This window comes from Halobaculum litoreum, assembly GCF_030127125.1.
GTDB lineage: Archaea > Halobacteriota > Halobacteria > Halobacteriales > Haloferacaceae > Halobaculum > Halobaculum litoreum.
Map to the genome: position 1 here is coordinate 1,498,046 of NZ_CP126156.1, position 24,831 is coordinate 1,522,876.

General features: G+C 71.4%; 26 protein-coding genes and 2 tRNA genes. 15 read left to right on the top strand and 13 right to left on the bottom strand.

The genetic code is table 11. The annotated features are described in order from the left end of the window. Positions 1–95: 95 nt before the first annotated feature. Positions 96–410: an EthD family reductase gene (locus P0R35_RS08120; RefSeq protein WP_284012012.1), complete on the bottom strand. Its 315-nt coding sequence runs from the start codon at positions 408–410 to the stop codon at positions 96–98. Between the two features lie 288 nt (positions 411–698). On the opposite strand from P0R35_RS08120, the gene P0R35_RS08125 reads away from it, so the two are divergent. After that, positions 699–1,616 (top strand): polysaccharide deacetylase family protein, encoded by a 918-nt coding sequence (locus P0R35_RS08125; protein ID WP_284012013.1) that lies wholly within the window; start codon positions 699–701, stop codon positions 1,614–1,616. Positions 1,617–1,643: 27 nt separating this feature from the next. Here the strand turns inward: P0R35_RS08125 and P0R35_RS08130 are convergent, their stop codons facing one another. The 4 genes from P0R35_RS08130 to P0R35_RS08145 all read right to left on the bottom strand — a co-directional run bounded on the left by P0R35_RS08130 (position 1,644) and on the right by P0R35_RS08145 (position 3,381). Further along, positions 1,644–2,069: a DoxX family protein gene (locus tag P0R35_RS08130; RefSeq protein ID WP_284012014.1), complete on the bottom strand. Its 426-nt coding sequence runs from the start codon at positions 2,067–2,069 to the stop codon at positions 1,644–1,646. Positions 2,070–2,300: 231 nt separating this feature from the next. Further along, a tRNA-Phe gene (locus P0R35_RS08135) sits at positions 2,301–2,374 on the bottom strand. A gap of 60 nt (positions 2,375–2,434) precedes the next feature. Next, a complete protein-coding gene (locus P0R35_RS08140; protein WP_284012015.1) occupies positions 2,435–3,010 on the bottom strand; it encodes a hypothetical protein in 576 nt (191 codons plus the stop codon). Between the two features lie 298 nt (positions 3,011–3,308). Next, positions 3,309–3,381: transfer RNA gene (locus P0R35_RS08145), tRNA-Val, on the bottom strand. Between the two features lie 82 nt (positions 3,382–3,463). Here P0R35_RS08145 and P0R35_RS08150 point away from each other — a divergent pair. The 4 genes from P0R35_RS08150 to P0R35_RS08165 all read left to right on the top strand — a co-directional run bounded on the left by P0R35_RS08150 (position 3,464) and on the right by P0R35_RS08165 (position 7,772). Continuing rightward, on the top strand, positions 3,464–3,958 hold the full coding sequence (locus P0R35_RS08150; RefSeq protein ID WP_284012016.1) for a DUF192 domain-containing protein: 495 nt from the start codon (positions 3,464–3,466) through the stop codon (positions 3,956–3,958). A gap of 100 nt (positions 3,959–4,058) precedes the next feature. After that, entirely contained in the window at positions 4,059–5,990 is a 1,932-nt protein-coding gene (locus P0R35_RS08155; RefSeq protein WP_284012017.1) for an ABC transporter ATP-binding protein, read from the top strand. A gap of 81 nt (positions 5,991–6,071) precedes the next feature. Then, positions 6,072–6,479, top strand: a complete 408-nt coding sequence (locus tag P0R35_RS08160) for a hypothetical protein (protein ID WP_284012018.1) — start codon at positions 6,072–6,074, stop codon at positions 6,477–6,479. 63 nt (positions 6,480–6,542) lie between these two features. Further along, positions 6,543–7,772: a phosphoglycerate kinase gene (locus tag P0R35_RS08165; protein WP_284012019.1), complete on the top strand. Its 1,230-nt coding sequence runs from the start codon at positions 6,543–6,545 to the stop codon at positions 7,770–7,772. Here the strand turns inward: P0R35_RS08165 and P0R35_RS08170 are convergent. Continuing rightward, positions 7,737–8,051: a hypothetical protein gene (locus tag P0R35_RS08170; RefSeq protein WP_284012020.1), complete on the bottom strand. Its 315-nt coding sequence runs from the start codon at positions 8,049–8,051 to the stop codon at positions 7,737–7,739. The genes P0R35_RS08165 and P0R35_RS08170 overlap by 36 nt on opposite strands. 95 nt (positions 8,052–8,146) lie before the next feature. On the opposite strand from P0R35_RS08170, the gene P0R35_RS08175 reads away from it, so the two are divergent. Then, positions 8,147–8,638 (top strand): metallophosphoesterase, encoded by a 492-nt coding sequence (locus tag P0R35_RS08175; protein ID WP_284014588.1) that lies wholly within the window; start codon positions 8,147–8,149, stop codon positions 8,636–8,638. Positions 8,639–8,717: 79 nt separating this feature from the next. Here P0R35_RS08175 and P0R35_RS08180 read toward each other — a convergent pair whose 3' ends face one another. After that, positions 8,718–9,794: a type II glyceraldehyde-3-phosphate dehydrogenase gene (locus P0R35_RS08180; RefSeq protein WP_284012021.1), complete on the bottom strand. Its 1,077-nt coding sequence runs from the start codon at positions 9,792–9,794 to the stop codon at positions 8,718–8,720. 176 nt (positions 9,795–9,970) lie between these two features. Between P0R35_RS08180 and P0R35_RS08185 the strand changes: the two genes are divergently transcribed. After that, positions 9,971–10,918, top strand: a complete 948-nt coding sequence (locus tag P0R35_RS08185; protein WP_284012022.1) for an aminopeptidase — start codon at positions 9,971–9,973, stop codon at positions 10,916–10,918. Between the two features lie 9 nt (positions 10,919–10,927). Here P0R35_RS08185 and P0R35_RS08190 read toward each other — a convergent pair whose 3' ends face one another. The 3 genes from P0R35_RS08190 to P0R35_RS08200 form a co-directional block, all read right to left on the bottom strand. Continuing rightward, a complete protein-coding gene (locus P0R35_RS08190; RefSeq protein ID WP_284012023.1) occupies positions 10,928–11,377 on the bottom strand; it encodes a DUF6653 family protein in 450 nt (149 codons plus the stop codon). Positions 11,378–11,441: 64 nt separating this feature from the next. Then, positions 11,442–12,071 (bottom strand): DUF7504 family protein, encoded by a 630-nt coding sequence (locus P0R35_RS08195; protein WP_284012024.1) that lies wholly within the window; start codon positions 12,069–12,071, stop codon positions 11,442–11,444. An 88-nt stretch (positions 12,072–12,159) separates the two neighbouring features. Then, entirely contained in the window at positions 12,160–12,297 is a 138-nt protein-coding gene (locus P0R35_RS08200) for a hypothetical protein (protein ID WP_284012025.1), read from the bottom strand. A gap of 96 nt (positions 12,298–12,393) precedes the next feature. Between P0R35_RS08200 and mutL the strand changes: the two genes are divergently transcribed. Both mutL and kdgK1 read left to right on the top strand, forming a co-directional pair. Beyond that, the gene (gene mutL, locus P0R35_RS08205; RefSeq protein WP_284012026.1) at positions 12,394–14,763 is read left to right on the top strand and encodes a DNA mismatch repair endonuclease MutL; all 2,370 of its coding nucleotides are present in this window, start codon (positions 12,394–12,396) and stop codon (positions 14,761–14,763) included. A gap of 75 nt (positions 14,764–14,838) precedes the next feature. Beyond that, the gene (gene kdgK1, locus P0R35_RS08210) at positions 14,839–15,792 is read left to right on the top strand and encodes a bifunctional 2-dehydro-3-deoxygluconokinase/2-dehydro-3-deoxygalactonokinase (RefSeq protein WP_284012027.1); all 954 of its coding nucleotides are present in this window, start codon (positions 14,839–14,841) and stop codon (positions 15,790–15,792) included. 18 nt (positions 15,793–15,810) lie between these two features. Here the strand turns inward: kdgK1 and P0R35_RS08215 are convergent, their stop codons facing one another. Then, on the bottom strand, positions 15,811–16,479 hold the full coding sequence (locus P0R35_RS08215; protein ID WP_284012028.1) for a J domain-containing protein: 669 nt from the start codon (positions 16,477–16,479) through the stop codon (positions 15,811–15,813). A gap of 73 nt (positions 16,480–16,552) precedes the next feature. Between P0R35_RS08215 and P0R35_RS08220 the strand changes: the two genes are divergently transcribed. Further along, positions 16,553–16,801 (top strand): DUF8075 family protein, encoded by a 249-nt coding sequence (locus tag P0R35_RS08220; RefSeq protein ID WP_284012029.1) that lies wholly within the window; start codon positions 16,553–16,555, stop codon positions 16,799–16,801. A 73-nt stretch (positions 16,802–16,874) separates the two neighbouring features. Here the strand turns inward: P0R35_RS08220 and P0R35_RS08225 are convergent, their stop codons facing one another. Then, positions 16,875–17,135, bottom strand: a complete 261-nt coding sequence (locus P0R35_RS08225; protein ID WP_284012030.1) for an MTH865 family protein — start codon at positions 17,133–17,135, stop codon at positions 16,875–16,877. Between the two features lie 128 nt (positions 17,136–17,263). Between P0R35_RS08225 and P0R35_RS08230 the strand changes: the two genes are divergently transcribed. Continuing rightward, a complete protein-coding gene (locus P0R35_RS08230; protein WP_284012031.1) occupies positions 17,264–18,316 on the top strand; it encodes a M42 family metallopeptidase in 1,053 nt (350 codons plus the stop codon). 288 nt (positions 18,317–18,604) lie between these two features. Here the strand turns inward: P0R35_RS08230 and P0R35_RS08235 are convergent, their stop codons facing one another. Further along, complete coding sequence (locus P0R35_RS08235; protein WP_284012032.1) at positions 18,605–19,576, bottom strand: hypothetical protein; 972 nt, start codon at positions 19,574–19,576, stop codon at positions 18,605–18,607. A gap of 217 nt (positions 19,577–19,793) precedes the next feature. On the opposite strand from P0R35_RS08235, the gene P0R35_RS08240 reads away from it, so the two are divergent. From P0R35_RS08240 to pstB, 4 genes are all read left to right on the top strand, one after another. Then, positions 19,794–21,002, top strand: a complete 1,209-nt coding sequence (locus P0R35_RS08240) for a PstS family phosphate ABC transporter substrate-binding protein (RefSeq protein WP_284012033.1) — start codon at positions 19,794–19,796, stop codon at positions 21,000–21,002. Between the two features lie 91 nt (positions 21,003–21,093). After that, entirely contained in the window at positions 21,094–22,224 is a 1,131-nt protein-coding gene (pstC, locus tag P0R35_RS08245; protein ID WP_284012034.1) for a phosphate ABC transporter permease subunit PstC, read from the top strand. Then, the gene (gene pstA, locus P0R35_RS08250; RefSeq protein ID WP_284012035.1) at positions 22,224–23,867 is read left to right on the top strand and encodes a phosphate ABC transporter permease PstA; all 1,644 of its coding nucleotides are present in this window, start codon (positions 22,224–22,226) and stop codon (positions 23,865–23,867) included. Before pstC ends, pstA begins: the two co-directional genes overlap by 1 nt. Continuing rightward, positions 23,864–24,784, top strand: a complete 921-nt coding sequence (gene pstB / locus P0R35_RS08255) for a phosphate ABC transporter ATP-binding protein PstB (RefSeq protein WP_284012036.1) — start codon at positions 23,864–23,866, stop codon at positions 24,782–24,784. The genes pstA and pstB overlap by 4 nt, the downstream gene beginning before the upstream one ends. Positions 24,785–24,831 lie beyond the last annotated feature (47 nt).

Consider the following 24,831-nt stretch of genomic DNA (forward strand, 5'->3'; position numbering starts at 1 on the left):
TCCGAGTCGGGGACGCGTGTGTGAACTATCCACGCGGAGACCCGATCGCGGCCGCGAGCGGGCCTCTCGCCCGCCGACGCCCCGTGTACGGGGGGCTACTCGACGACGACCTCCTCGTCGAGCACCACGCGTTCCGCGGCGTCCATGTCCGCGAACGACGCGGCGTCCGCGGTCACCTCGCGCCCGAGTTCCGAGCCGAACGCCCCGGCCATCGTCTCGGCGTCCGGGAACCACAGCTCCGCGAGCGCGTCGTAGCCGGCCGACTCGGGGTCGTCCGGGAACGACACCGTGTACCGCTCCAACCCCGGCAGGTCCGCGGCCAGCGGCGCGTGCGTCTCTCGGTAGTACTCCCGGAACTCCGCGACGGTCGTCCCCGCCGCTCTGGTGAGCGTGATCGCGAGTTTCGTCATCGACCCGGCGGTTCGCCGAGTCGCGTCATAAACGCCCCGGGGGCGGGCGCGTGCCGGTAGCCGGCTCCTATCGGGCCACGGGCCGACGAACCCGGCGAGCGCGCTCCCCCGACCGTCCTCGCTCGCACGTGTACGGAGAGAATACGCCGAGTTACGCCCCGCGTAGCAATACGTCCCCCTGCCCGTCCCCCTGATATCTTGCCACCGAACGCGTCCGCACGTCGCCGTCCGGCCGCAGGGGACGACGACAGCCCGCCGCCCCGGTCGACGCCCGCCCTGACGATCAGCATGGAGATCGAACTCGGGTGGGGCGTGCACGACCTCGGCCACGACGACCACCTCTCCCCGGACGGGAGCACGGAGCGGCGCTACCTCGGGAAGCTCCTGGAGAAGGCCGACGAGTGCGGCGTCCCGATCAGCTTCAACATCGTCGGGCACCTCCTCCTCGACGAGTGCGACGGGACGCACCCGGGTGCACACGAGGCGGGCTGGTTCGACGCCGACCCCGGAACCGACGCCGAGACCGACCCGCTGTTCTACGCGCCCGACGCCGCCCGGGCCGTCCTCGACGCCGACGTCGACCACGAACTGTGCACGCACACCTTCTCGCACGTCCTGTGCGGACAGGTCTCGCGCGCGGTCGTCGAGGACGAGCTCGCTGCGGTGCGTTCGCTCCACGACGACCTCGGGGCGCCCGTCCGGTCGATCGTGCCCCCGCGCCACTCGCGGCCGCCGAACGACCTGCTGGCCGACCACGGGATCGCCGTCGCCCGGTACGCGGTGCCGACGAGCGGCGACGGCCGCCTCAGGCGGCTCCGCGAACTCACCGTGGGCCCGCATCCCCTGTGGGAGCCCGCCCTCGTCGACGGCGTCCTCGAGACGTACTGCACGACGTACCCCTCGCTCACGGCCGCGTCGCTGCCGTCCGGGCAGTCGCCCGCCCCGCGCGTGTTCCGGCCCGTCCCCCGGGCCGTCCGGAAGCGGCTCCACGGTCGCTACCTGCGGCGCAGCACCGAGCGCGCCATCGAGACGGGCGTCCCGCTCCACCTGTGGTGTCACCTCTACGACCTGAGCAACGAGCACCAGTGGGACGTCGTTTCGGACTACCTCGAGTACCTCGGGTCGATGCCCGACGACGCCCTCGCCGTCCGGACGATGGAGTCACTCGGCGGCGCGACGGACGCACCGACCGTCCCACACCGGTAGCGGGGGCGGCGGGGCGACGACTCGAAGCTACTCCTCGGCGGGGAGGGGGTCCGTGTACCACCACGCCCACGCGATCAGGACCGCCTGCAGGGGGAGGCGGAGCCACGCGACCGCACGGGCGACGCCCGAGAGCCGGTCGGGGACCGTCTCCAGTCCCTCCCCCCGGACGGCCATGTTGACGTTCGCCGGGAACACCGCCACGAGCAGGAGGACGATCCCTCGCGCCGCGCGCGATCGGGTGCGAGGGTGCAACACCCCGAGCCCGAGCGCGACCTCCGCGAGTCCGGACAGGTACACGAGCCCGACGGGCTTGGGGAGTTCGTCCGGGACGATGTGAGCGAACGGCTTCGGAGCGAGGAAGTGCGCGACCCCGGCGACGATATAGGCGGCGCTCATCACGTACAGCAGGGGACGTTTGAGGCGTGTGAGGGCGGACGGAGATTCTGGCATCATCGGGGTCCTCGTAGGGGTCCGATAAGGAACTTGTCTCCGACGCAGTTCGGGTTCGCACGCCGGTCCGTCCGGTCCGATACACCCCGTGGTGGTGGTCGATCCCGAACTCACGAGAGGGATACATCGGAACCGGTTCGGCCATCGGACCGTGCTGTCGCCCGGCGATGCGTATCGACCAGTCGGTATCGGAGCGAAGCTGGTTCGCGGAACGGACCTCGCGGAAAACGGGGATGCCGCCTCCCCGATTTGAACGGGGGACAGCTCGATCTTCAGTCGAGTGCTCTCCCAGTCTGAGCTAAGGCGGCCTGTCTCACAGAACCCCGGCGGTATGAAAAAGCGTTTCGAATCGCCACGCGGGCCGGCGGTCAGCGCACGTCGCGCCGCTCCTTGAACGTGATCGTGACGTCGTCCGACTCGACGGTCGTGACGATGGTGATCCAACCGTCGGCCCGCTGTACTTGGAAGCCCTCGGCGTAGGAGAGTTCGATCCGGCTCGTCTCCGTCGTCGACGCGCCGGCGTCGAGGGCGCCGACGTCCCGCCTCCCCTCCCAGATCCTGTCGTCCTGCGCGGTGGAGTTCCCGGCGTAGATCCGCGTGTGCACCGAGACGCCGGTCGCCGTCTCGTCGCGGTTGTTGTCGAGCCGGACGGTCACGTCGCGACAGGTCTGTCCGCACTGTTCGATCGACTCGACCGCGAACGTGTACGGCGGGAGCGACCGGGTGTCGTCGCCGCCGCTCGCGGCGGTGCCCTCGTCGCCGGCGGCGGTCGAGTCGCCCCCGGCGTCGTAGACGGTGCCGGTGGACGCCGGCGTCTCGGTGACGGTGTCTGACCCGCCGCCGGCGTCGCCGAGCGGCCCGATGCCGGCGACGAACGCCGCGGCCCCGCCGACCGCGACCACCGCGACGACCGCCAGCACGGCGACGGCCCCTTTCGTACTCATCGTCGGTCCCCTCCCGAGGTACGCTCGTCCATCGTGACCGCCCGTTCGGGGACGACGGGCAAAAGGTCGCACGGCCGTTCAGGCGGCTACAGGCGGATTAACCGGGTGACAGCGTGGTGGCGACCGGAGCGTACCCGTGGCGAACGGAAACGTGCACCGAACCCTCCGGGACGGATCCGGGTGGGAACCGGGGGCGAGCGGACGCCGCCCGGCACCCCCCGGTGGCGGTCGTCGGGTCGCGAGAACCGGATCACCCGTGCGACGGCCAACGCCGTCGGCTGTCGCTCGCCGGGTCGAGTGGGCTCGGGCGGATTTGAACCACCGGCCTCTTCCTTGTAAGGGAAGCGTCATAACCACTAGACCACGAGCCCGTACCCGAACGAACTCCGTCGTTCGGAATAACCCTTCGCTTTCCCCGATACGCTTTCCCGACCGGACCGCGTTCGCTGACCCATGTCCGCGTCCCGCCCGCGCGTCGCCGTCCTCCTCGTGTTGCTGACCGCGCTCGCCGGGTGTACCGGTGCGTTGTCCAGCGTCGCGAACGACGGCGAGTACGACCGGACGACCGTCACGGTCGTCGACGCCGACGGGGGCGAGCTCGGCACGGTCGACGTCCGCGTCGCCGACACGTACACGAAGCGGTACACCGGCCTGTCGGACACCGCGTCGCTCGGGCCCGACGAGGGGATGCTGTTCGTCCACGGGTCGGAGGGGGAGCAGGCGTACGTCATGCGCGACATGGACTTCCCCATCGACATCGTGTTCGTCGCCGCCAACGGGACGATCACGCGGATCCACCACGCCGAGCTCCCGCCCGAGGGCACGTCCGGCTCCGACCTCGAGCGCTACCGCGGCGTCGGGAAGTACGTCCTCGAGGTGCCGTACGGCTGGACGACCGACAACGGCGTGTGCGAGGGGGACACCGTCGAGATCGCCGGCGACTACTGAGTCGGCGGGACCGTCGCGGCGACGGGGCGACGCGAGCCGGTACCGGGTGTTTCGATTCGAAGCGAACGGTTTAGGGGGCTGCTGTCGGTGTGAGTAGGTAATGAGTCACCCCTCGGACGAGGACGACCCCTTCGAGGACATCCGGGAGAAGACTGACAACCCGATGAAACGGTTGTTCGCGGAGTACGGGGCCCGGAACACCCGGTACTTCGGGCTCGGCTTCTTCGGCAGCGTCGCCGCCCGGGTCCTCGACCTGCTCCCGCCGCTGTTGCTCGGGCTGGCGATCGACGCGATCTTCCTCCAGAACTCCCAGTTCGAACTCCCGCTCGTTCCGGACAGCCTGATCCCCGCGGGCCAGCAGGACCAACTGCTGTTCAGCGTCGGGATCATCGCGTTCGCCTTCTTCGGCGGGTCGGTCTTCCACTGGGTCCGGAACTACGGCTGGAACTCCTTCGCGCAGAACATCCAGCACGACATCCGGACGGACACGTACGACAAGATGCAGCGGCTGAACATGGACTTCTTCGCCGAGAAGCAGACCGGCGAGATGATGTCCGTGCTGTCGAACGACGTGAACCGCCTCGAGCGGTTCCTCAACGACGGGATGAACTCCGCGTTCCGGCTGTCGGTGATGGTGATCGGCATCGCGGGGATCATGTTCTGGATGAACCCGCGGCTCGCGCTCATCTCGCTGGTCCCCGTCCCGATCATCGCGGTGACGACGTGGAAGTTCATCGACGTCATCCAGCCGAAGTACGCCGACGTCCGCTCGACGGTCGGCCACCTCAACTCCCGGCTGGAGAACAACCTCGGCGGCATCAAGGTGATCAAGACGTTCAACACGGAGGGGTTCGAGTCCGAGCGCGTCGACGACGTCTCCTACGACTACTACGACGCCAACTGGGACGCCATCACCACGCGGATCAAGTTCTTCCCCGCGCTGCGGGTGATCGCCGGCGTCGGCTTCGTCATCACCTTCGCGGTCGGCGGCTTCTGGGTGTTGGGGCTGGCTCCCCTGTGGCTCACCGGCGGCGCCGAACTGCGCCCCGGGACGTTCGCCACGTTCATCCTCTACACCCAGCGGTTCATCTGGCCGATGGCGCAGTTCGGCTCGATCATCAACATGTACCAGCGCGCCCGCGCCTCCAGCGCCCGCCTGTTCGGCCTGATGGACACGCCCTCGCGCATCGTCGAGGACCCCGCGGCGGAGGACCTCGTGGTCGAGGACGGCGAGGTGGTGTACGACGACGTGACGTTCGGCTACGACGACGAGGAGGTCATCGTCGACGACATCTCCTTCGACGTCGCCGGCGGCGAGACGCTCGCGCTCGTCGGCCCGACCGGCGCCGGCAAGTCGACCGTGCTCAAACTGCTCCTCCGGATGTACGACGTCGACGACGGGAGCATCGAGATCGACGGGCAGGACATCCGCGACGTGACGATCCCGAGCCTGCGCCAGTCGCTCGGCTACGTGAGCCAGGACACGTTCATGTTCTACGGGACGGTCCGCGACAACATCGCGTACGGCACCTTCGACGCCGACGAGGACGAGATCGTCGAGGCCGCGAAGGCCGCGGAGGCGCACAAGTTCATCCAGAACCTCCCCGAGGGGTACGACACCGAGATCGGCGAGCGCGGCGTGAAGCTGTCCGGCGGCCAGCGCCAGCGGCTCTCCATCGCCCGCGCGATCCTGAAGGACCCCGAGATCCTCGTGCTCGACGAGGCGACCTCCGACGTCGACACGGAGACGGAGATGCTGATCCAGCGCTCCATCGACCGGCTCACCGAGGACCGCACCACCTTCGCCATCGCCCACCGCCTGTCGACGATCAAGGACGCCGACCAGATCGTCGTGCTCGAGGACGGCCGGATCGCCGAGCGCGGCACCCACGACGACCTGCTGGGCGAGGACGGCCTCTACGCCCACCTCTGGGGCGTCCAAGCGGGCGAGATCGACGAGCTCCCGCAGGAGTTCATCGACCGCGCGGCGCGGCGGGCCTCGCGGACCGAAGCCGAGGCGAGCGACGACTGAGACGGCCGCGGCGCGCGCGGCGGACGCGACGGGCGCCGCCGACGGCGAAGCTTCTTGCGTGCGGTCGGAGACGTCCGGACGATGCCCTCCAGACGAGCGTTCGCCGCCGCAGTCGCGTCGGCCGGCCTCGCCGGCCTCTCCGGGTGTCTGTGGCGCACCGGCCTGTTCCGCGACACACCGACCGTGTACGTGAACAACTACGACGACGACGACCACGAGGTGGCGCTGTCCGTCGTCGCCGCCGACGGCGCGGAGGCGTACCGGGACACCGTCACGATGCCGGCCGACACGCGGTACGAGCGCGGCGGGCCGACGCTCACGGTCGGTCGCTACACCGTCACCGGCACGCTCGACGGCGACCTCGTCGACGAGTATCGGATGGCGCCGCTCGACACGCCGGTCTGGGGCACCCGCCTCCCGGACCTGATCGTCGAGGTGGACGGCGAGTTGGGTCGCTTCGCCGTCCTCGGGGCGGGCGGGCGGCCGTGACCGTTCCGGGGCGTCGCCGTCGGTCATCAGCACCTAAGTAGCGGAGCCCCGACCCACGACGTGATGAGCAGCTTCCGCACCCTCGACGACCTGCCCGCCGAGCAGCGCGTCCTCGTCCGCCTCGATCTCAACTCCCCGGTCGAGGACGGCGTCGTGCAGGACAACCGCCGCTTCTCCCGCCACGCCCGGACCGTCGCCGAGCTGGCCGCGGCCGGCCACCGCGTCGCCCTCATGGCCCACCAAGGCCGTCCCGGGCGGGACACGTTCGTCTCGCTGGAGCAACACGCCGACATCCTCGCCGAACACGCCGGCGTCGACGTCGACTTCGTCGCCGACACCTTCGGCGACGAGGCCCTCGCGGCGATCCGCGGCCTCGAGGCGGGCGACGTGCTCCTGCTGGAGAACACCCGGATGACCGACGACGAGTTGCCCGAGAAGGAGCCGGAGGCCCACGCCGCGAGCGACTTCGTCGGGACGCTCGCCCCGGAGTTCGACGCCTACGTCAACGACGCCTACTCGGCGGCCCACCGCAAGCACGCCTCGCTCGTCGGCTTCCCCCTGACGCTCCCGAGCTACGCGGGTCGCGTGATGGAGACGGAGTACGAGGCGAACACCGCCATCGCCGAGCGCGAGTTCGACGGCGACGTGACGATGGTCGTCGGCGGGACGAAGGCGACCGACGTGATCGGCGTGATGGAGGCGCTCGACGAGAAGGTCGACCGCTTCCTCCTCGGCGGCGTCGCCGGCGAACTGTTCCTCCGCGCGGCGGGGTACCCCGTCGGCGAGGACGTCGACACCGACCTGTTCGACGAGCAGTGGGCCGCCAACGAGGAGACGATCCGGTCGATGTTGGAACAGCGGCGCGACCAGGTGACCCTCGCGTCGGATCTGGCGTACGAGGACGCCGACGGCGAGCGCGCCGAGGTCGCCGTCGACGACGTCGTCGAGAAGACCCAGTCGTTCCTCGACGTCGGCTCCGACACGGTCGCCGACTACGAGCCCGTGATCCGCGACTCAGAGGCCGTGTTCGTGAAGGGCGCGCTCGGCGTCTTCGAGGACGAGCGCTTCAGCGTCGGCACCGTCGGCGTGCTGGAGGCCATCGCCGACACGGACTGTTTCTCGGTCGTCGGCGGCGGCGACACCTCCCGCGCCATCGGGATGTACGGGATGGACGAGGCCGACTTCTCGCACGTCTCCATCGCCGGCGGCGCGTACATCCGCGCGCTCACCGGCGAACCGCTGCCCGCGGTCGAGCTGCTAGTACGGAGTGCGAGCGACGACGTCGGACGCTGAGGCGGCTGCTCCCCGGTCGTCGGGGTCGTCGCCGTCGCTGTCCGAGCCGTCCTCGCCCGGCCCCTCGTCGCCCGGCCCCTCGTCGCCGTGGGCTCGTCGGCGGCCGTCGTCGGTCGCGAGCGCGATGCCGTTGAGCAGCCCGTGGGCGGCGAGCCACGCGCCGGGCAGCGTCGCGACCGCCGCGGCTTCGAAGCCGCCGCCGGTGAGCGCGTACGCGATGCCGTAGACCGACACTGTCGCGCCGACGGCGACGTAGAGGGGGTGTCGAACGAGGACCATACGTCCGACGCCACGACCGTCCCGCTTGAAACGCCCGGTGGGTCGGCCGGGTGTGGGCGGTGGGTTCGAAGCGCCGCGCGGGCGAACGCCGAGCCATCTTGGTCGGCGTCGTCTCCGACACCCACGACAACGCACAGTACGTCGACGCGGCCGTCGACGCGTTCACCGAAGTCGGCGTCGACGCGGTGGTCCACTGCGGCGACGTCGTCGTGCCCTTCTCGGTGACGCCGTTCGACGGCGACTGGGCGTTCCACGCCGTCCGCGGCAACAACGACGGCGAGCGGGCGCTCGCGGACACGGTCGACGAGTTCGGCACGTACCACGGCGAGTTCGCCGCGCTGACGCTTGCCGACACCGAGTTCGCCGTCTACCACGGCACCAGCGAGCCGATCGTCGACGCCCTCCTCGCGAGCGGCGAGTACGACTACGTCTGCCGCGGGCACACCCACGAGCGCGTGCACGAGGTGCGCGACGCCGCCGTCCGTCTCAACCCCGGGGGCGTGCCGATCCCCGGCCGTGAGGAGGGCCCCACCGCGTTGGTGGTCGACACGGCGACCGACAAGGTCGCCACACACGAGTTGGAGTAGGTCGACCGGCGAGCTGTTCCGGCGGCGTACTCGTGAGGGCCCGCGGGCTCGGCCGCGCCGCGCCCTCGACCCCGCCGCGTCAGTCGTCGCCGTTGCGCTTCGGCACCACGCGCTGGCGCTGGCCGTCGAACAGCGACTCCAGACCCACCCCGAGCGTCTCGTCGGTCGTCGCCATGCTCGTCTCGCGGTCCTCCCGGTCGAGCAGCGCCCGGATGGCGTCGATGTTCTCGGGGATCACGTCCGACTCCTGGTGGATCGACTGGAACAGGTACAGGTCCGAGCCCTCCGTCGAGATCGACTCCTCCCAGATGCAGTTCTCCCAGAGGTCGCCGCGCGGCCGGCCGGTGTCCATCGCGAACTCCTTGAGCTTCCCCGTGCCGTCGATGCCCGTCTTCTCGGGCACGAGGAACAGCCGCGACTCCGCGTCGAGCAGGTCCCGCACCTCGTCGGCCGTCGGCTCCGCCTCCAGCGTGACGTTCACCGAGTGGAGGTGCATCAGCGTCGCGGGCACCTTCACCCCGAGCGTGTCGATGTCCACGTCGGGGATGATCGTGTTCACGTCGGGGCCGTGGTGGGAGGGCACCGTGACGGGGTCCGGGAGGATGTCGTTGATCGGGCCGCGGGACGTCTGCCCGGGGTCGCCGCCGCGGCGGACGAGCGTGACGCGGGCCTTCTCGACGCCGTACTCCTCGACGAGCGGCGCGAGCAGTCGCGAGAGACCGGTGGTGTTACACGAGACGACGCGGGCGACGTCGACGTCCGCGGCGGCCGTGCCGTCGAAGTTCGCGCGGGCGTTGAAGCTCACGTCGGCGGCGTCGGCGTCCTCCCCGCCCTGCAGGATCGCGGGGGTGTCGTAGCGCTCGTACAGGTCGCGGTTGGCGGCGCCGACGCCCGAGGGCGTCGTGTCGACGACCACGTCGGCGGTCATCACCATGTCCTCGACCTCGCCCGCGAGGTCGATGCCGGCGTCGCGGAACTGGTCGGCCCGCTCCGGGATCGCCGCGTACAGCGGGTACCCCTTGCGGACCGCCGCCTCGGCCTCGAAGTTCGGTCGGGTCTTCGCGACGCCGATCAGTCTCATGTCGGGCTGGGCGGCCACCGCGTCGGCGACCCGCTTGCCGATGGTGCCGTAGCCGTTGACCCCCACGTGGATCATTGCCGGATGGTCGTTCGTACCGGGGGTTAATCGTTACGCTATCGTTAATCGGAAAACAACTACAGAGCGAGTAAGAAGCGGGAGATCGGCGGAATCGGGAGCTCCACGGGAGCCGGGGCGGCCGGGGCGCTGCGACGCTCCGACAGGCCCAAACCGCGGCGGGGCCGAGCGAAGGTATGGACGACGACCTCCGTGCGGCCGCGGAAACGGCGATCCACCAGTGCCTCGCCCTCGGCGGCGACGAGTCGCTCGCGGTCGTCACCGACGACGAGCGCGAGACGATCGGCGAGGCGCTGTACGACGTCGCCCGCGCGGTGACCGCCGACGCGTCGATCGTTCGGTACCCGCCCGCGACTCAACACGGCGAGGAGCCGCCCGCGCCCGTGGCGGCGGCGATGCGCGAGGCCGACGCCTTCCTCGCGCCGACGACCAAGAGCCTGAGCCACACCCGCGCCCGCGGCGCCGCCTGCGACGCCGGCGCCCGCGGCGCCACCCTCCCGGGCATCACCCGCGAGGTGTTCGTCACCGGCCTCGACGCCGACTACGACGCCATCGCGCGCCACTGCGACGACGTGCTCGCGCAGGTCGGCGACGCCGAGGAGATCCGCGTCACCACCGCGGCGGGCACCGACATCACCTTCGAGCCGGGCGACCGCGAGTTCCTCGCGGACACCGGCGCCGTGAGCGAGCCGGGGTCGTTCTCGAACCTCCCCGCCGGCGAGGTGTTCGTCAGCCCCGAGACCGCGAACGGCACGTACGTCGTCGACGGGACGATGATGCCCCACGGGCTGCTCGAGGGGCGAGAGCTGCGGTTCGAGGTGACCGACGGCTTCGTCACCGACATCTCCGACGACGACGTGCGCGAACAGGTCGAGACCGCCGCCGAGTCGGTCGGTCGCGACGCGTACAACCTCGCGGAGTTGGGCATCGGCACGAACGTCGGCGTCACCGACCTCGTCGGCTCGGTGCTGCTCGACGAGAAGGCGGCCGGCACGGTCCACATCGCCATCGGCGACGACGCCGGCATCGGCGGCGACACCGACGCGCCGCTCCACCTCGACGGGATCGTCCGCGACCCGACCGTGTACGCCGACGGGGAGGTCGTCGACCTCCCCGAACCGTAGTCCGACGACTCACTCCCCGTTCGGCGGGTCGGCCGACCACCGGCGCTCCAGCCCCCACACGAACGCGAGCTTCAGCGCCATCGAGACGGCGCCGGCGGCGACGGCGCGGCCCGGGCGCCGCCGGTACGCCGCGTACAGCGCGTACGCCGTCACCGGCCCGGACACCGTGTTCAGCCGGTGCCACGCGCCCGGCGACGTCTCGCCGCGGAGCCACGCCCGTTCGGCGTCGACGACGCGGGTCATCCACGCCGGGTCGACCTCCGGGCCGCGCTCGACCCGCGGGAAGGCGACGGGGTTGACGAGCGTCCACCCGAGCGCGAGCGCGAGCACGCGCCGGTCGCGGGTGTACGCCGCCAGCAGCAGCAGCGGCACCGAGAGGAACCGCGACCAGCCGCTCTTGGGGTTGGCGTGGCGCTCCCAGAAGGTGTCGAGGTCGGCGAAGCGTCGGCTCGCGTCCATGCTCCCGCGACGGGCACCGGCGACAAAAGTGTGCGTCCGCCGACGCGACCGCGTCGCGCGCCGCTCAGCCGATGCGGCGGACCGCGTCGAACAGCCCCTGGACGGTCGAGACGGTCTGCTCGTCGTGGGCCTTCGGGTCGAGGTAGAACTGCGCGCGCGCGTCGGCGCGGTGGACGCCGGCGACGAGGATGTGCAGGAAGCGGTACGCCTCGCGCAGGTCGACGTACTGGAGCAGCGCCGTCACGGAGTCGAACGAGACGAACAGGTCGCCGTGGTTGCGCGCCTCCGCCAGCGCGTCCTGCCACTTCATACACAGCCCCGTGAGGTCCTGCGGGTGTGCGCCCTCGACGGCGAACGATCCGCCGTCGGCGGCGACCCGCGGGCCGGGCACTTCGCCCGTGCCGGACGCGTCCACGACCATGTGACACGGCGGCGAGCCGACGTCGGCGCGCCAGCGCTCGTGGAGCGCGACCGGGTCGGTGTCGTAGGTGAACTCGACGACCGTGGGGTGGTCGACGTACCCCGTCACCGCCTGCTGTTTCAGCATCGTCCGTCGGTCCGGCCCCGGCGGCGTCAGCACCAACTCGGCCTTCGACGACGGTCCTCGGTCGACGGACGCGGTCGGCTCCTCGTCGTCGACGCGCGCCCCCGCGCTCCGGGCTCCCACTCCCTCGTCCGTCCCGCTCCCACTCATCTGTCTACGGCTCACGTGCCCCGATCCGTACTTAATTCAAACGTCCGGGTTCTCACGACCGGTAACTCGACGGGCCCGCCGGAGAAGCTCACGCCGCGAGCACGCCCGCCGCCACCGCGAGCGCGAGGAACGCGACCGCGCCGACGAAGATCGCGAGGACCACGGCCCCGACGATCCGGGGGAACGCGCCGAGGTCGGGCGCCATCGGGAGGCTGTTGGAGTCCACGTCGGCGGATCGTCTCTCGGCGACATCGGTCTCGTGCCGCCGCGGCCGTCCGTCCGAACACGGGATTGATACGCCGCCGCCGCCTCCGTCCGTGCGATGACCGGCGAGATACGCGCGCTCGACGACCGCACCGTCCGCGAGATCGCCGCGGGCGAGGTGGTCGAGCGCCCCGCCTCCGTCGTGAAGGAACTCGTCGAGAACGCCCTCGACGCCGGCGCCTCCCGCGTCGCCGTCGCCGTCGAGCACGGCGGTATCGACGGGATCCGCGTCCGCGACGACGGCGCGGGGATCGCCCCCGAGGAACTGCCGATGGCCGTCGCGAAACACGCCACGAGCAAGCTCGACGGGATGGCCGACCTCGACGCCGGCGTCGCCACGCTCGGCTTCCGCGGCGAGGCGCTCCACTCCGTCGGCGCCGTCGCCGAGGTGACCGTCCGCTCGCGAACGCCCGACGCCGACACCGGCGCCGAGTTGGTCGTCGACCACGGCGACGAGAGCGACGTCCGCCCGGCCGGCTGTCCGGTCGGCACGACCGTCGAGGTGCGCGACCTGTTCGGCCGGACGCCCGCGCGCCGGAAGTTCCTCAAGACGCCGGCGACGGAGTTCGACCGCGTCAACGGCGTCGTCTCGGCGTACGCGCTCGCCAACCCGGACGTCGCCGTCTCGCTGGAGCACGACGGCCGCGAGGTGTTCGCCTCCCCCGGCGACGGGAACCGCCGGTCGGCCGTCCTCGCGGTGTACGGTCGCGAGGTCGCCGAGTCGATGGTCGACGTCGACCACGAGTCCGAGTCGGGGGCGGTTCGGGTCCACGGGCTCGTCTCGCACCCGGAGACGACCCGCGCGGGCCGGGAGTACCTCACCACGTACGTGAACGACCGCTGGGTGCGCGACGGCGACCTCCGGGGCGCCGTCGTCGACGCCTACGGCGGTCAGCTGGCGACCGACCGCTACCCCTTCGCCGTGCTGTTCGTCGAGGTGCCCGCGCCCGCCGTCGACGTGAACGTCCACCCCCGCAAGACCGAGGTCCGCTTCGACGACGACGCCGACGTGACGGGGACGGTCAGGGAGGCGGTCCGCGCGGCCCTGCTCGACGCGGGGCTGATCCGCTCGTCGGCGCCCCGCGGCCGCTCGGCGCCGGACGAGGCGGCCGTCGACCCCGAGGTGGTCGGCGGCGCCGGAACCGACCACGAGCGCGCGGCCGCCGACCGCCGGGCGACGGCGGCCGACGACGGCGACTCGGGGGCGACCGGCCCCGGCGCGGAGACGACGTCGTCGGTGCTCGACGCGTGGGGCGGCTCCGACGCGGCGAGCCCGGACGACCCGGCGGACGCGCCGCCGGACGGCGTCTCCCCCGACGACGCCGCGGCCGACCCGGAGCCTGACCCCGAGCGCGACCGGCGTCCCGGGACGGACTCCGGAGCCGACGACGACCCCGCGGACTCCGCGGATCCCCCGGACACAGCACGCGGCGACGACTCCTCCGACGCGGCCGCGGCGGACGCCGCCTGGAGCGTCGACATCGGCGGCGACGCCGACCGGCCGACCGACCACCCCGAGCGGGGACGGACGGACGCGACGGCGGGGCGCGCGCCGTCGCCGCGCGCGTGGCAGCGCGAGGACGCGGACACGGACACGGTCGACGAGGCGGCCGACGGCGACGCGGTCGACGACGCAGCCGACGGCGCCGAGCCGACGGCGGAGGCCGGCGACGAGCGGCGCGAGTCGCGAGACGCCGTCGGGCGCGACCGCACGTGGGGCGCGCCGTCGCAGGCGACGCTGGGCGGCGGCACCACCGACGAGCGCGTCGAGCGCGACCGCCTGCCGCCGATGCGCGTGCTCGGCCAGTACGCCGACACGTACGTCGTCTGCGAGACGGACGCGGGGCTCGTGCTCGTCGACCAGCACGCCGCCGACGAGCGGGTCAACTACGAGCGGCTCCAGCGGGCCGTCGGCGACGGCGCGCCGACCCAGACGCTCGCCGCGCCCGTCGAGTTGGAGCTGACCGCCCGGGAGTCGGAGCTGTTCGAGACGTTCCGGGAGGCGCTCGCCGAGGTCGGCTTCCGCGCCGAGCGCGTCGAGGCGGGCGGGGCCGACGACGGCGGCGACGGGGCCGCGAGCCACGCCGTCGCCGTGACGGCGGTGCCGGCGGTGTTCGACGCGACGCTCGACCCGGACCTCCTGCGGGACGTGCTCGCGGCGTTCGCCGACGAGGTGACCGCCGGCGACCGCCCGGTCGCGGAGGTGGCCGACGCCCTGCTGGCCGACCTCGCGTGTTACCCCTCGGTGACCGGCAACACCTCGCTCACGGAGGGGAGCGTGACCGACCTGCTCGACGCGCTCGACGACTGCGAGAACCCCTACGCCTGTCCGCACGGCCGGCCCGTGCTCGTCGAGTTCGGCAGCGAGGAGATCGAGGACCGCTTCGAGCGCGACTACCCGGGCCACGGCGGCCGGCGCGCCGAGTAGCCCGCCGGCTGTCGGGCGGTTGGGGTCCTCCCGCGTTCCAGACCCTTCTTGTGGGGCGGCGCCGTCGCCACGCGCATGACAGACCTCGTCACGTTCGGGGAGACGATGCTGCGGCTCTCCCCGCCGGAGGGGACCCGACTGGAGACCACGGAGACGCTCGACGCCCGCATCGGCGGCGCCGAGAGCAACGTCGCCGTCGCCGGCGCCGCCCTCGGGCTCGACTCGGTGTGGCTCTCGAAGCTCCCCGACTCGCCGCTGGGGCGCCGCGTCGTCCGGGAACTGCGCGCCCACGGCGTCCGCCCGGGCGTCGCGTGGGACGACGACGCCCGCCTCGGCACCTACTACCTCGAACACGGCGGCGAGCCGCGCGGGACGAACGTCATCTACGACCGCGCCGACTCGGCGGTGACGACCGTCGCGCCGGCGGAGCTCCCCGTCGGCGTGCTCGACGACGCGACGATGTTCCACACGACGGGCATCACGCCCGCGCTCTCGGAGCCCGCCCGGGCGACGACCGCGGCGCTGCTGGAGCGCGCGAGCGCGGCCGGCGCGACGACGAGTTTCGACCTCAACTACCGGAGCAAGCTGTGGAGCCACGCCGAGGCCCGCGACACGCTGACGGACCTGTTCGAGCACGTCGACACGCTGTTCGTCGCCCGCCGCGACGCCGAGGCGGTGCTCGGCCGCGACGGCGAGGTCGTCGAGGTGGCCCACGGGCTCGCGACCGACCACGGCTTCGGGACGGTCGTGATCACCCGCGGCGACCACGGCGCGCTCGCGCTCCACGACGGCGAGGTGTTCGAACAGCCCGTGTACGAGGCGGACACGCTCGACGCCATCGGCACCGGCGACGCGTTCGTCGGCGGCTTCCTCGCGCGGCGCGCGCTCGGTGGCGACGTCGACGCCGGGCTGGAGTGGGGCGCCGCGACCGCGTCGCTCAAGCGCACCATCGCCGGCGACTTGGCGGTGGTCACGCCCGAAGAAGTCGAACGCGTGATCGACGAGGGCGACGGCGGTATCTCGCGGTAAACCGGATCGAACTGGGCGCTACGCGCGCCCGCGGCCCCGCCCGGACGACTCCTCGGCGTGGTCGAGCGCGGTCGCGTACGCCTCGCGCACCTCGGCGAACGCCTCGCGGCTCCCCCCTTGGTCGGGGTGCGTCTCCTTCACCTTCTCGCGGTAGGCGCGCTCGACGCGGTCCTCGTCGGCCGTCGACGGGAGCCCCAGCGTGTCGAACGCCGAGACGACCGCGTTCGCGCCACCGGGGGCCGCGGTCGCGGCGGTGGCCGCGCCCGCGCCGGGACCGACGCCGACCTCCGGCACCTCGAACGGGAGGCGGCGGCCGAGGTGGCGGCCCGGCATCTCGTGTTCACAGAGGATCACGTGGACGTCGCCGTCCTCGTCGTCGCGGATCGCGAAGTACGCGTGGACGTCGAAGGTGAGCGCGACCCGCCGCTCGGGCAGGTAGAAGGCGACGCGGGTGCCGTCGAGGTCGACGTCCTCGGCGAACCGTTCGTCGATGCTGCGGAGGTAGTCGCGGATCTCGGCCTTCCGCCGGAGCGACCCCTGATCGGGACCCCCGCTCCGTGCGGGCGGGTCGGGGAACCAGCGGTTGGCCGCGAGGAACACGGCCGCGACCCCCACCGAGGCGACGAGTCCGAACACGACCCCCCAGACGAGCCACCCGGGGAGCGCGGCGATCCACTCACCGAACACACCCGCGATTGGCGTCGGCCGCTCTTGAACCCCTCGCCGGGCGTTGAAGTCGCCGCGACCCGTTCGGGCGGTCGTGCCGATCATCCGCTTCGAGGAGGCCGACACGGACGACCTGACCGCCGTCGGCGAGGGGATCGCCCGGCCCGCGCGCGAGGCCGGACGGCTCCGCACGGGCACCGACGTGGGGAAGTACGCCGTCGCCCACGGCGACGGCTGCGCGGTGTGTGGCGCGCCGATCCGGGCCGGCGACGCGTTCTACCTGGACAGCGGCGCCGGCGTGGTGCTGTGCGAGGCACACGGCCGCGAGCGGCGCGGCGACTGACGGCGTGGCCGACGCTGGCGGAGTGCGAGAACGGAGGGAGGAACCGATCAGTGTCGTCGGCGGTGGCCCGCGCTCAGAGCATCCCGTTGTCCTTCAGGCCCTGCATGACGTCGTCGACCAGCGAGTCGACGTCGTCGTACGGGAAGTCCTGACTGGAGCCGAGCTTCGCGGCCAGCTCCATCGCCGTGAAGGAGACGTCGCCCGCCTCGAACTTCGTGCCCGGGCCCTTGGGGAGCGCCGGCACGAGGTCCATCTGGCTGGACACCGGGAAATCGGCGCCCGAGAATGCCTCTTCGAACTGCGCGCGGAGGTCGGCTTCGACGTCGTCGGACATACGCGCCAAACGCGGGGCACCGAGCGCAAAAGCGTTCCGGAACCACGGAGAACTCCGGGAGAGTTTCCGCGGGCGGCGCTCCGGGCCGGAACCCCGGCGATTAATCGGGACCGACCCCAAGCGCCGGTATGGCGTTCGACTTCGACTTCGACCTGCTGCGCGAGTTGACCGAAACGAGCGGCGTCCCCGGCTACGAGGACCGCGTCCGCGACCACGTCCGTGCGGTGTTCGACGAGGCCGTCGACGAGGTCCGCACCGACTCGATGGGTAACGTGATCGGGACGGTCGAGGGGAGCGGCGACTACGAGGTGGCCGTCGCCGCCCACATGGACGAGATCGGGTTCATGGTGAAGCACGTCACCGACGACGGCTTCCTGAAGGTCGACGCGCTCGGCGGCTGGGACCCGCGCGTGCTGCGCGCCCAGCGCGTGCGCGTGCACACCCAACAGGGCGACCTCACGGGCGTCATCGGCTCGGTGCCGCCCCACACGCTCTCGGCGGAGGACCGCGAGAAGGACGACGCCGTCGAGGACGTCGTCATCGACCTCGGCCGCGAGGGCGACGAGGTCGAGGAACTCGTCGCCGTCGGCGACCTCGTGACGATGGAGCAGACCACCGTCGAGATGGGCGACACGGTCACCGGGAAGGCGCTCGACGACCGCGTCTGCCTGTTCGCGATGCTGGAGGCGGCCCGCGAACTGACCGACCCCGAGGCGACCGTCCACTTCTGTGCGACGGTGCAAGAGGAGGTCGGCCTCCGCGGCGCGCAGGCGCTCGGCGTCGACGTCGACCCGGACCTCGCCGTCGCGCTCGACGTCACCATCGCCTCCGACGTCGACGGCGTCGAGGCGGACAAGCAGGTCACGCGCCTCGGCGACGGCGCAGCGATCAAGCTGAAGGACGGCTCCGTCATCACGAACCCGAAGGTGACCCGGCGACTGCGCGACGTGGCCGAGGCCGAGGGGATCGCCCACCAGCTCGAGGTGCTCCCCGCGGGCGGCACCGACACCGCGGCGTTCCAGACGGCCAACGGCGCCAAGCCGGTCGGCGCGATCTCGATCCCGACGCGGTACCTCCACACCGTCACCGAGACGGCCCACGGCGACGACGTCCGCGCGGCGATCGACCTGCTGGCGGCGTTCCTCGCGAGCGAGGACGGCGGCCACGACTACTCGCTGTAGGCGCGCGAAGAACGGGCCGCGGGTCAGCGGGAACGGGTCGGGACCCGTCCGTCGGGGTCGACCCGGCGGGAGCGGCGGCCGTCGTGTGCCTCTGACATCCCCGTGTGGCTCCCGGGTGGCACTGCTCGATAGCGGGTGATGAACGTGTCGATGGTCGAACAGTACCTGCCGGATCGTTGCCGGATCGCGTCCCGTTGGCGTCACGTGGGCGGTTACGTCGCCCGATTCCCGGCGGCTCGTCGGTGAGGGGCCCGCCTCGGCCGCGGCGCGAGAACTGTCGGTAGCCTGTTACGAATCGCCGGTACGGGCCGTCTCCAGCGCCGTCAGGACGGCGCCCCAGTCGACCGGGGGGTCGGCGTCGTCGACGGTCGCCTCGAACGCGCTCAGTCGGTCGCCGTAGCGGTCGCGCCACGCGTCGCGTTCGGCGGCCGCGAGGTCCGCCGCGACGGACGCCAGCCGGGCGTCGAGGTCGTCGAGGTCGTCGCGCGTCGCCGAGAGGCGGTCGGCGACCGTGTCGGGGTCGTCGCCGAGGCGCTCGGCCACCGTCTCCAGCTCCGCCGCCTCCGCCCGGAGGTCCGCAACCTGGAGCGCGAGGGCGCGGCGACGGAGCGTGCAGTCGAACCACACGTCGGCGTCCGGATCGTCGGTCAGCGACTCGGCGTCCGCCTCCAGTCGGTCGACCGCACCGGTCAGCTCCGCCAGGTCGGCGTCGAACTCGTCGTGCCGGGCGCTCGGCGAGGCGATCCAGCGCTCGAACTCCTCGGCGTCCATCCCGAGTTCGTCGGCGGCCGCCTGGAGCTCGTTCGCCCGGCTCCCGATCCGGTCGGCCTCGCGCGCGAGCGCGAACACGTCGTCGGTGACGGCCGGCCCGTCCGGGTCGCCCGCGCGCTCCACGAGCGCCTGCAGGTCCGCGTCGAGCTCCTCGACGGCCGACTCGACCGTCGCGAGGCGCGCGTCGAAGTCGTCGAGTCGGGCGGCGACGACGGGGAGGTCGGCGGCGTCCGCGGCGGCCTCGCGGGCGTCCTCGGCGTCGAGTCCGGCGAACTCCGCGCGGGTGGCGGGCGTCGACACCACCTTGGCGAGGTGCGCCAGCGCCGACTGCACGCCGGCCTCCGACACCGTCCCGTCCGCCGCGACCGTCGAGAGCGTCGCCCGGGCGCGCTCGCGGTCGACGTCCGCGCGCTCCGCGACGACGTCGGCCGCCTCGTCGACCGACAGTCCGATGAGTCCGGCTCTGTCCGCGTCCTCGGGGTCTCGCATACGGTCGACGGGAGCGTCGCCCGGCCGATATAGTTTCGGTCACGGGGGCGAAACTGTCGGCCGGAGAGACTGTGTGGCGGGCACGGGTCGCGCTACTATATAGCCGTCCGTACCGGTATTGTGGGTACGTACTGTACACGTTGCCACAGGGGGGTACCCGACCCGGCGGTACTACTAATATAAACCGCTTTTTAGGGCAAAGGCCACCGTACAGGTGATGACGCAGGATACTGCGGAGACCGAGCGCGTTTCGCGGAGAAAGTTCCTCGCCGCCTCCGGAGCGGCAGGTGCGGCCGGCCTCGCCGGCTGTTCCGGTTCCTCCGGCGAAGGCGGGAGCGGCGGCTCCGGAGACAGCGGCGGTAGCTCCGGAGGCGACTCCGGAGGCGACTCCGGTTCCTCCGGCGACAGCTCGTCCGGGATGGACACCTCGATGCTGACGGCCGAGGGGTCCTCGACCGTCTACCCCATCGCCAACAAGGGCTCCTCGTACTGGAACTCCAACCCGCCGTCCTCGGACGGCGAGTACTGGGGCACCAACGAGGAGGAGGGCAACACCGTGCCCGGCTGGGAGGCGCTGGCCTCCGACGGCGCCGCCGACATGCGCCTCGCCGACTACTTCGCGAGCCTCTACGGCTTCGAGCCGTCGGGCGAGCAGGCGACGCCGCCGTTCGCGACGTCCATCGGTCTGAGCCACTCGGGTACCGGGTGTCAGTCCGTCGTCGACGGGCTCGTCGACATCGGTAACTCCTCGGGTCCCATCACGGCCGAGCTGGGCTGGAGCCAGGAGAAGGCCGACGAGGAGGTCGTCGACCACGTCCTCGGTCGCGACGGCCAGCCGGTCGTCGTCAGCTCCGACATCTACGACGCGGGCGTCACGCAGCTCACCGCCGACCAGATCCGCGGCATCTACCAGGGCGAGATCAGCAACTGGAGCGACGTCGGCGGTCCGGACCAGGACATCTACGTCATCGGTCGCGCCGAGGGCTCCGGTACCGACACCGCGTTCCGCCTGAACATGCTCGGCGACGCCGAGGCGGAGATGGAAGTCGACACCCGCTTCGGGCAGAACCAGCAGGTCGCGCAAGCCGTCTCCCAGAACGACGGCGCCATCGCCTACATGGCGCTGGCGTTCACCAGCGACACCGTCCAGCCGATCGGCGTCGAGTTCGAGGGCACGCTGTACGAGCCCGACCGCGACGCGGAGAACACCATCTTCGACTCCGCGTACCCGCTCAACCGTGACCTCCACCAGTACACGAAGATCACGGAGGACACCCCCGGCGGGACGGACATGCGCGAGGCCGCCTTCATGAACATGTTCCTGACCGACTTCGGTCAGCAGGTGTTCGTCGAGGACAACAACTACATCCCGCTGCCGACCGCCGACATCGAGTCCGAGTTCGAGAAGCTGCCGGACCAGGCGTAAGCCGACGCCGACCTGTCAGCGCGGTCCCCGTATCGCAGTCATCCCACGCCGTTTATTTCCATACGTCCGAACCACCCTGTACACACGCACGATGGCACAAGCAACCAACAGAGCCGAGATGGGGGTCGAGAAGGCGGCCCGCGTCCTCCGCGGGATCCGAGACTCCCTCGAGGACGAGGAGCCGGCCGCCGTCGCGACCGTCGGTGTCATGGCGGGCGCGCTGCTGGCGTCGCTCGTCGGCTTCCTACTCGTCTCGTCGCTGACGATCGTCCCGTTCGGGATCTTCGTCGTCACCGCTGGGTACGGCTGGCTCCGGCACCAGGAGCTGACAGCCAAGACCCTCGCGCTGGCGATGACCGTCTCGACGATCCTGATACTGTTGTTGATCACCGCGTTCATCTTCCGCGAGGCGGTCCCGGTGATCGAGTACGAGACCGCGACGGTGTTCGGGGTCGCGGTCCCCGGGCTCCGGCTGTTCATCCAGCCGGAGTGGGAGGCCGTCACCCCGCCGGTCCGGTACTCGATGGTCCCGATGATCCACGGCACGGTGCTCGTGACGCTCATCGCGACGGCGGTCGCGGCCCCCCTCGGGATCGCCGCGGCGCTGTTCATCTCCGAGATCGCCCCCGCGCCGGTGCGCGAGGCGGTCAAGCCCGGCGTCGAGATCCTCGCCGGCATCCCCTCCATCGTGTACGGGTTCATCGGGTTCACAATCCTCAGCCCGTGGGCCTCCGACCAGTTCCAGATCCTCGGGCAGGGGACGTACCTGTTCGTCGGCATCGTCGTCGGCCTGATGGCGCTGCCGACGGTCGTCTCCGTCGCCGAGGACGCGCTCGCGAGCGTCCCCGAGTCGATGAAGTCCGGCTCGCTCGCGATGGGCACGACCGACTGGCAGACGATGACTTCGATCACGCTGCCGGCGGCGTTCTCCGGCGTCTCGGCGGCGGTGCTGCTGGGCGTCGGGCGCGCCATCGGCGAGACGATGGCCGCGACCGTGATGCTCCGCGGCGTCCCGCGGCTCACCGACCCGTTGTACAACGCCTTCTACGGGCAGGAGACGCTGACGTCGCTCATCGCGCGCAACTACGGCGAGGCGGAGGGCCTCCAGATGAGCGCGCTGTTCGTCGCCGGGGTCATCCTGTTCATCACCGTGTTGTTCCTCTCGATCGGCTCGCAGTACATCGAAGCACGCATGCGTTCCAAGCTCGGAGGTGAGCAGTGATGGCGGCCGAAACGGACACCCGAAACCGGAACCCCCTCGTCCGCGACGACGCCAGCGGCACCGGGCTCGTCGCCGCGGGGGCGGTCGGGCTCTCCGCGCTGCTGTTCGTCGTCTCGCTGGCGGTGCTGTTCCAGGCGGTCGACCTCACCGACGCCGTCGCCGGCGTCCCGGTGGTCACGCTCCTCGGGGGCGGCCTCGTCGTGCTCGGCGCGGCGACGGTCGCGTTCGGCGTCGGCTCGCGCCTCGGGTTCGTCGAGACGGAACCGCAGGCGAGCGCGGGGATGCTCGCGGGCGTCGTGTTCGCGGCCACCTGGGTCGTCGTCGCGGGGCTCGTCGCCTCCCAGACGCTCGGCCTCGGCACCGCCGGCTGGCTCGTCGCGTCCCTCGCCGTCGGCGGCGGCGTGTTCGCGCTGAGCGTCGGCACGCGCGAGGACGTCGGCTCGACCGTCCCCGCGGGCGCGCTCGCGGCGATGGCCGGACTGGTGTTCCTGGCGGGCATCATCGGCCCGGAGTGGGTGTGGGACCTCGGCTTCGAGCAGAAGGCGTCGTTCACCGGCGGCTTCACCGTCCCCACCGTGACGCTGTTCTGTTCGCTGGTGGCCGGCTGGGCCTCGGCGAAGGCGTACGGCGGCTTCGGCGCCCGCGGCCGACACACGGGCGCGTACACCCTCGTGTACCTCAACGCGGGGTCGATCGTCGGCGTGCTGTTCCTCCTGTTGGCGTTCACCGTCTTCAAGGGGATCAGCGGCCTCGTCAACGGCTTCGCCGTCGGCCTCGGCGCCGGCCCGGAGTCGACGATCGTCCTGTTGGGGCAGTCGATCTCGTGGGAGTGGCCGTTCTACCTCCCGTTCGTGATGAACGGGGTCGGCCTCACCAACGACTTCAACGGCGTGTTGCCGGCCATCGTCGGCACCGTGTGGCTCGTCGTCGGCGCGGTGCTGTTCGCGGTGCCGCTGGGCGTCGGCGCGGCGGTGTTCCTCACCGAGTACGCCGAGCGCGGCCGCTTCACACAGGCCGTCGAGGTCGCCACCAACGGGCTGTGGAGCACCCCCAGTATCGTGTTCGGGCTGTTCGGCTTCGCGTTCCTCATCCCGCGGTTCGGCAACGGGAAGTCGCTGCTGTCCGGGATGCTCACGCTGGGGTTCATGCTCCTGCCGCTGGTCGTCATCACGAGCCGCGAGGCGATGCTGTCGGTCCCCGACGAGTACCGGGACGCCAGCGCCGCCCTCGGGGTGACGAAGTGGCAGACGATCCGCAGCGTCGTGTTGCCGGCGGCCCTGCCCGGCGTCGTCACGGGGATCATCCTCGGCGTCGGGCGCATCGCCGGCGAGACCGCGCCGATCCTGCTCACGATGGCGGGCGGCGTGTTCGTCCCCGGCAGCCAGACACCCGACGTCATCGGCGGCTTCGCGTTCACCTCGACGCCGCCGTTCGTCGAGAACCCGGTCCTGCTGGACGCCGCCTCGGCGCTCCCGTACCAGCTGTACGCCCTCATCACGGCGGGCGTCGGCGCGTCCGGCAACGTCGCCAACCCTGACGAGTTCAAGTGGGCGACGGCGCTCGTACTGCTCGTCGTCGTGTTGTCGTTCTACGCGATCGGCATCGCGGCGAGGTACTACTTCCGGAGGGAACTCAACCAATGAGCGAGACAACGCAGACACCGACCGAAAGCCAGCAGAACACGACCACGACCGGCGAGCCCGAGACGACCGCCGGCGAGACCGAAGAACAGGTCCGCGAGGAGTGGCGCGACTACCAGTTCGCCGGCGAGGCGAAGCTCTCCGTCGAGGACCTCGACGTGTACTACGGGGACGACCACGCCCTCAAGGGCGTCTCGATGGACATCCCCGAGAACAGTGTCACGGCGCTCATCGGCCCCTCGGGGTGCGGGAAGTCGACGTTCCTCCGGTGTCTCAACCGGATGAACGACCGCGTCAAGTCGGCGCGCATCGACGGCTCCGTCGAACTCGACGGCGAGGAGATCTACCAGGAGGGCGTCAACCTCGTCGAACTGCGCAAGCGCGTCGGCATGGTGTTCCAGTCGCCGAACCCGTTCCCGAAGTCGATCGCCGAGAACATCTCCTACGGGCCGCGCAAGCACGGCGACATCGAGACCGGCCTGCTCGCGCGCCTGCTCGGACGCTCGAACGAGGACGAGCGCGACGAGCTCGTCGAGCGGTGTCTGCGCGACGCCGCGCTGTGGGACGAGGTGAGCGACCGCCTCGACGACAACGCGTTGGGCCTCTCGGGCGGGCAACAGCAGCGCCTGTGTATCGCGCGCTGCCTGTCGGTCGACCCCGAGGTCATCCTGATGGACGAGCCGGCGTCCGCGCTCGACCCCATCGCCACCGCGAAGATCGAGGACCTCATCGACGACCTCTCCGAACACTACACGGTCGTCATCGTCACGCACAACATGCAGCAGGCGGCGCGCATCTCCGACCAGACGGCGGTGTTCCTCACCGGCGGCGAACTGGTCGAGTACGACGACACCGAGAAGATCTTCGAGCAGCCGGAGTCCCAGCGCGTCGAGGAGTACATCAGCGGGAAGTTCGGGTAACCCCCGACTCGCGCTGCGCCGGTGCCGTTCCGGTCGGCGCTGACCGT